At 64.0% G+C, this 6,126-nt stretch carries 5 protein-coding genes; 3 read left to right on the top strand and 2 right to left on the bottom strand.

The window, feature by feature from the left end; translation table 11 throughout:
• The 3 genes from rlmN to H5T60_10530 all read left to right on the top strand — a co-directional run.
• Positions 1 to 905 (top strand): 23S rRNA (adenine(2503)-C(2))-methyltransferase RlmN (gene rlmN / locus H5T60_10540; GenBank protein ID MBC7242869.1); only part of this gene is annotated, 905 nt, incomplete at its 5' end.
• A gap of 30 nt (positions 906 to 935) precedes the next feature.
• Positions 936 to 2,255, top strand: a complete 1,320-nt coding sequence (locus H5T60_10535) for an MFS transporter (protein MBC7242868.1) — start codon at positions 936 to 938, stop codon at positions 2,253 to 2,255.
• 100 nt (positions 2,256 to 2,355) lie between these two features.
• The gene (locus H5T60_10530) at positions 2,356 to 2,805 is read left to right on the top strand and encodes an OsmC family protein (protein ID MBC7242867.1); all 450 of its coding nucleotides are present in this window, start codon (positions 2,356 to 2,358) and stop codon (positions 2,803 to 2,805) included.
• A gap of 28 nt (positions 2,806 to 2,833) precedes the next feature.
• Here the strand turns inward: H5T60_10530 and thrC are convergent, their stop codons facing one another.
• Entirely contained in the window at positions 2,834 to 4,162 is a 1,329-nt protein-coding gene (thrC, locus tag H5T60_10525; GenBank protein ID MBC7242866.1) for a threonine synthase, read from the bottom strand.
• Positions 4,159 to 5,616: an aspartate kinase gene (locus H5T60_10520; GenBank protein MBC7242865.1), complete on the bottom strand. Its 1,458-nt coding sequence runs from the start codon at positions 5,614 to 5,616 to the stop codon at positions 4,159 to 4,161. The genes thrC and H5T60_10520 overlap by 4 nt, the downstream gene beginning before the upstream one ends.
• Between the last annotated feature and the right edge of the window lie 510 nt (positions 5,617 to 6,126).

Genomic DNA, 6,126 nt, shown 5'->3' with positions numbered 1-6,126 from the left:
GAGATCACCTGGCACGTCATGCCACCCTCCACCCCCTGCAGGTCCTGGAGAAGCTGGTCTCGCGGGATCAGCTCACGCGCAAATTCCTCCTGCAACTGCCGGACGGCGAGACCATCGAGAGCGTACTAATGCTCTATGAACGCCGGCGCACCGCCTGCATCTCGACGCAGGTCGGCTGTCCCATCCGCTGTGACTTCTGCGCCACAGGCAAATCCGGCTTCCGCCGCAACCTGACCGCCGGCGAGATCGTCGCCCAGGTGATCCTCATCGCCCGCGCGGCGCGGGAGTTTGCGCCGGCGGACGCCCGCCCGCTCACCAACGTGGTCTACATGGGCATGGGAGAGCCATTACTGAACCTGGACGCCGTGCTGAAATCCCTGCGCATCCTGACCGACCCCAAGGGCTTCAACCTGGGGGACCGCCACATCACTATCTCCACCGCCGGCGTGGTGCCGGGCATCCTGCGCCTGGCCCAGGAGCCCCTGCAGGTGCGCCTGGCCATCTCTCTGCACGCGCCCAACGATGCCCTGCGCGACCAGTTGGTGCCCCTGAACCGCCGCTATCCCCTGGCACAGGTGCGGCAGGCCCTCCAGACCTATTTCGAGCACACGGGCCGGCGCATCACCATCGAATACGCCCTCATCAAAAAAGTGAACGACCACAAAGCACAGGCCGCGGAGCTTGCGGAGCTGTTCGCCGGCCTGCCGGTACACGTCAATCTCATCCCCGTCAATCCGGTGGAGAACAGCCCGTACCGTCCCTCCCCGCCGGCGCGGGTCCGGGTATTCATGGAGGAGCTGGAACGCCACCATATTCCCTGTAGTGTGCGGGTGCGGCGAGGGTTGGATGTTCAGGCCGGCTGTGGACAACTGCGCAGTCGTTACCTCGCCCAATCCTCATCATAACAACAGGTTGTCATCGGACGCTATTCACCCATGAGACCCGCGGCGTGGAGATACTGGCACTGGCATCTGCAGTATTCCCTATGGCGGTGGCGGAGACGGCGTGCTCTGCGCCGGCAACTGCCGCCCACCCAGGAAGAGGAGAATATCCGCCTGCTGTACTGGGACACCGCCTGGCAGGGCGTCCTGACCGCCGGCACAGGCACCTTCCTGCCGGTGTACCTGGCGCGCATTCAGGCCAGCAGTTTCTTCATCAGCGCCCTGACGGCCCTGCCGGCGCTGGTGGGGGTGCTGTTCTCCCTGCCGGCCAGCATGTACGTCGAGCGCCAGCGCGATCATGTCCATCTGACCACCCTGTTCCGCTTCTTTTTCCGGCTGACCTATGTCCTGGTGGCCTTTGTGCCCTTCCTGGCCCTTGGGCTACAGCCCTGGCTGATCGTGCTCATCTGGACCATCCAGGCATTCCCGGCGGCCGTGGTGGTGCCGGCGTGGACCTCGGTGGTGGGAGCCATCGTCCCGCCGGCGCGCCGGCCAGCGGTCAACGGGGGCCGCTGGGCACTGCTGAGCGTCGTCACTGCCGTCTGCGTGGCCGGCTTCGGCAAACTGCTGGACCTGCGCGCCATCCCATTCCCCTGGAATTACCAGTTCGTCTTCTTCATCTCGGCCATCGCCGGCTTTGTGAGCCTGGGGTACTTCTCCCGCATCAAAATGCCGCAGACCCAGCCGGTCATCCCGCCGGCGCGCCGCTCCTTACGAGAGCGCCTGTCCGAACTCATCCAACCCATGCTGCAGTCGCCGGACTTCATGAAGTACAACTGGGCGACCTTCTTTGTCCGCCTGGGCGCGGCCCTGCCGGTGGCCCTGTTCAGCATCTTTTGGGTGCGGGAACTGCACGCCAGCGACACCATCATCGGCCTGCGCACCACCATCGCACAGGCCTCGCTGGTCGCCGGCTACTTCCTCTTCGGCCGGCTGGCGGCGCGCCGCGGCCATCGTGAGGTCCTCATCCTCAGCTCCGTCGGTGTGGCCCTGTACCCCATCGCCACCGCCTTCATCCATCAGGACTGGTGGCTTCTGCCGGTTGCTGTCCTGTGGGGCTTCTTTACCGGCGGCGTGGACATTTCTTTCTTCGAGGGCCTGCTGGAGACCACGCCGCCGGATAAGCGCGCCAGCTTTGCCGCGCTGAACGCGGTCTTCGCCAACCTGGCGGTGTTCGCCGGCCCCCTGCTCGGCTCGGCGCTGGCGGAATGGCTCGGCATTCGCGTCACCCTGGGCATCGCCGGCGGCATCTCCATCCTCGGTGCCTACCTTTGCTGGCGGCTGGGCGTTGGCGCCCGCCGGCGGGCGCACTGACCCCCACCGTTCACCAACCTCAGACTTTGACAATTTCGGTACAGCATCATTATAATAATGGCCCGTACCACTCAGGTTTGCGGGACAACGGAGCAGACATATGACCCACGAGGAAAAGGGCCTGCGGGCCTACCGAGTGCAGGTGCGCCGCGAGGATGAAGCGCATGCCACTGCCAGCACTCGCGACCATGAACTGCGTCTGGGAGTGCGCCGGGGAGACCCGACCGCCGGCTTCAACGCTGTCGAAACCCTGCTGGCCGCGCTCGGCACCTGCATCATCACCAACGTGAATTCTCTGGCGGAAAAAATGCACCTGCAGGTGGACGGGGTGACCGTGGACCTGGCCGGCTACCGCCGGGAGGACCCGCCGGCCCTGGTGCGCATTGACGTGACCCTCACGTTGGAGAGCGCCGAACCGGAGGAAAAACTGCGCCGGCTCAAGGAGCTGGCCATCCAGTATGGGACTGTTACCAATACCCTGGCCGCCGGCGTCGGCATGCACTTCATGCTGATGCTCCGCCGGCCGGAGGAAAACGAAACGGCCGGCTGAATCTCCCCGGCCGGCCGCTTTGCGCCTGCTATTCCCCAACTGCTTTGTCAATAGCCCTACGCACGGCATCGTAATCCGCCGGCAGTTCGACCGGCGGGTTGCGGTAGCGCGCCACCACATCCGCCAGCACCCCATCGTGATACCCGACCTTGAAATCGGTGAACTTGAGGCCGTGGGCGGTGGAAATGACCACCACGCGATCGTTCCGCTGGATCTCCCCCCGCTCGATGAGCTTGAAGAGCACGGCCAGCGCCACGCCCGTATGCGGGCAGGTATATAGCCCCGTGCGGTCGGCGCGGGCGGCCGCATTGGCCAGCTCATCCTCGGTGGCCTGTTCGACAACGCCGTTGAACTGCCGCAGGATTTTCACCGCCCGCTCATAGCTCACCGGGTTGCCGATCTGGATAGCGCTGGCCAGCGTCTTGCCGGCCTTCACCGGCCGATATTCCTTGAAGCCGGTCAGATAGCTCAAATACAGCGGGTTGGCGCGCGCCGACTGGGCACAGGCGATGCGCGGGAGCTTGTTGATCAACCCCAGCTCCTTCATCATCAAAAAACCCTTGCCAATGGCGCTGACGTTGCCCAGATTGCCCACCGGGATGACAATCCAGTCCGGCACCTCCCAGTCGAACTGCTGGACCAGCTCAATGGCCACCGTCTTCTGGCCCTCCATGCGCAGGGGATTCATGGAATTGGCCAGGTAAATGGTCTTGTCCGCCGTAACCTGCTGGACGATCCGCATACAGCCGTCGAAATCGGTGTCCAGGGCGAGCACGGTGGCGCCGTGGGCAATGGGCTGGACCAGTTGGGCCGTGGAGACCTTGCCGCGCGGCAGGAAGACGATGGCGGGAATGCCGGCGGCGGCACAATAGGCGGCCAACGCCGCGGAGGTATCTCCTGTGGAGGCACAGGCCACAGCTCGAATGGGCCGGCCGTCGGCGATCATCTGCCGCACCGCCGAGACCAGCACCGTCATGCCCAGGTCTTTGAACGAACCGGTATGGCTGTTGCCGCACAGCTTGATCCACAGGTCCGGCACGCCAATTTCCTTGCCCAGGCGCTCCGCCCAGAAGCAGTTGGTATGCCCCTCATACATGGAGACGATGTTCTCATTCTCGATTTGGGGCAGGACCCATTCCTTCTTGCCCCATACTCCCGACCCATAGGGCCATTCGTTGGTGCGGGTGCGCTCTTCGAAGAGGCGCATCCAGCCGGCGGCACTGCGCGTCTTCAACGCCTCCAGGTCATGTTCCACATCCAACAGGCCGCCGCAGTCCTCACAGCGGTAGATGACGTCATAGACGGAATAGCGCCGGCCACAGCCGCGGATGCACTCCAACCAGGCGCGATAGGTCATTTCCCACCTCCTTCGCCGGCCGGCACAGCCGCCGCTTCGAGAGCCCCCGCATTCAGAATAACCTCATCATGGATCTGCCGCACGGCTCGCACCGCGGCATCGGCCTCTACCACCAGGGAAATACTGCACTCCGAAGAGCCTTGGGCGATGGCGATGACGTTCACCTCGGCCTTCGCCAGGGCGCCGAAAATGCGCGCCGCCACGCCTGTGGTGTGGCGCATGCCGGCCCCCACAGCGGTGACAATGACCACATCATCCAACGACCACACCCGGTCAATATCCCGGCGGGCCAGCTCCAGCGCCATCTCTTTCTCGATAGCCCGCACCACCTTGGACACGGAACTGCTGGGAATCACGAAGGAGATGGACTGCTCGGACGAGGACTGGGAGATCATCAGCACGCTGGTGCCCTGGCTGGCCACCGCGGCAAAGGTGCGCGCGGCGATGCCCGGCACGCCGATCATGCCCCGGCCTTCCACGGTGACCATGCTCATGCCCTTGATGGCGGTGACCGCCTTGACGGTGCCGGCAGCCGGCTCCGCCTCCCGCGTGATAAGCGTGCCCGGGAACTGCGGGTTGAAGGTGTTCTTCACCCACACCGGGATATCCCGCTCGATGACCGGACGGATGGTCTTGGGATGCACCACCTTAGCGCCATAATACGCCAGTTCCCCCACTTCGCTGTACGAGAGGGTGGGGATGACCCGTGCCTCCGGCACCCAGCGCGGGTCAGCCGTCATGACCCCGTCCACATCGGTCCATATCCACAGCTCCTCGGCGTCCAGGCAGTCGGCCAGGATGGCGGCGCTGTAATCGCTCCCACCGCGCCCCAACGTGGTGGTGATGCCCTCGCGGGTGGCGCCGATAAAGCCGGTGACAACCGGCAGGACGCCGGCCTCCAGCATGGGAATCAGCCGGCTCTGCACCCGCGCCCGCGTCTCCTCCATCAGCGGCGCGGCGTTCTGGAACGTGTCATCCGTGATGACCAGCTCCGTGGCATCCACCGCCTCGCTCTTCACCCCGCGCTGGCGCAAATAGGCGGCCACGATACGGGCGCTGATGCGCTCCCCCAGCGAGGTGACCGCATCCATGGCGCGCGGTGTCACCTCCCCCAGCACGTGAATGCTCCGACAAAAGGTATCGAAGGTGTCCAGGTACTCGTCAACGACGGCGAACAGGGCGCCCCGCTCTCCTTCTGGGGGCAGAAGCTGGTCCACGGCGCGGTAATGCAGTGCTCGCAAATCGGCCACGACGGCGCGGTAGGTCTGGTCATCGCCGGCGGCCGCAGTCAATGCACCCTTAGTCAAGGCATCGGTCACTCCGCTCATCGCAGAGACCACCACTACCAGGCGGTCCCACTGCGGAGCATGCTCCAGGATGATATCCGCGGCCTGTCGAATGGCCTCCGGGCTTCCGACCGATGTCCCACCGAACTTCATGACCAGGGTGCGCATAGGAACTATTCATCCTCCTTTTTCACACGAGAATTGTTTCAGGGCGCATGATGCCCATATTAAATCCATTGGGAGATCGTCGGCATTGACCTACAGGGCTGGTGCGATCGCAGTGGGGAACGCACAGGGGCCAGCCGGCATATGCACCGCGACGCCGGCGTCGCAACCTCCCCCATCCCGGCGGGGAGCTGACGGACTCATGGTGGGAAGCTTTACAAGCGCTGTAGTGCGTGATATTACCATTAGATCAGGGAGTTGTCAACCGGCGCGAAACAAGGGCTATAAGGTGACAGTCACCTTATAGGTGACTGTCACCTCACCCCACATCCCCTTACCGCTTCATCATCCTCGGCAAATAGACCACGGGCTGTGAGAGCACTAACCGCACCGCCGCCAATCACACCATGCTCAAAATACACTCATCCCATCCGGTTATCAAGGGGGTTTTCTCATTTGGACTTCTGCGGTCGTCGGTGGTATCATCTGTGCGAACGGCCGGCATACCGCCAC

It is taken from the genome of Anaerolineae bacterium (genome assembly GCA_014360855.1).
Classification (GTDB): domain Bacteria; phylum Chloroflexota; class Anaerolineae; order JACIWP01; family JACIWP01; genus JACIWP01.
The sequence above is the reverse complement of the archived record's forward strand: the minus strand, read 5'-3'. Positions and strand labels throughout refer to the sequence as shown.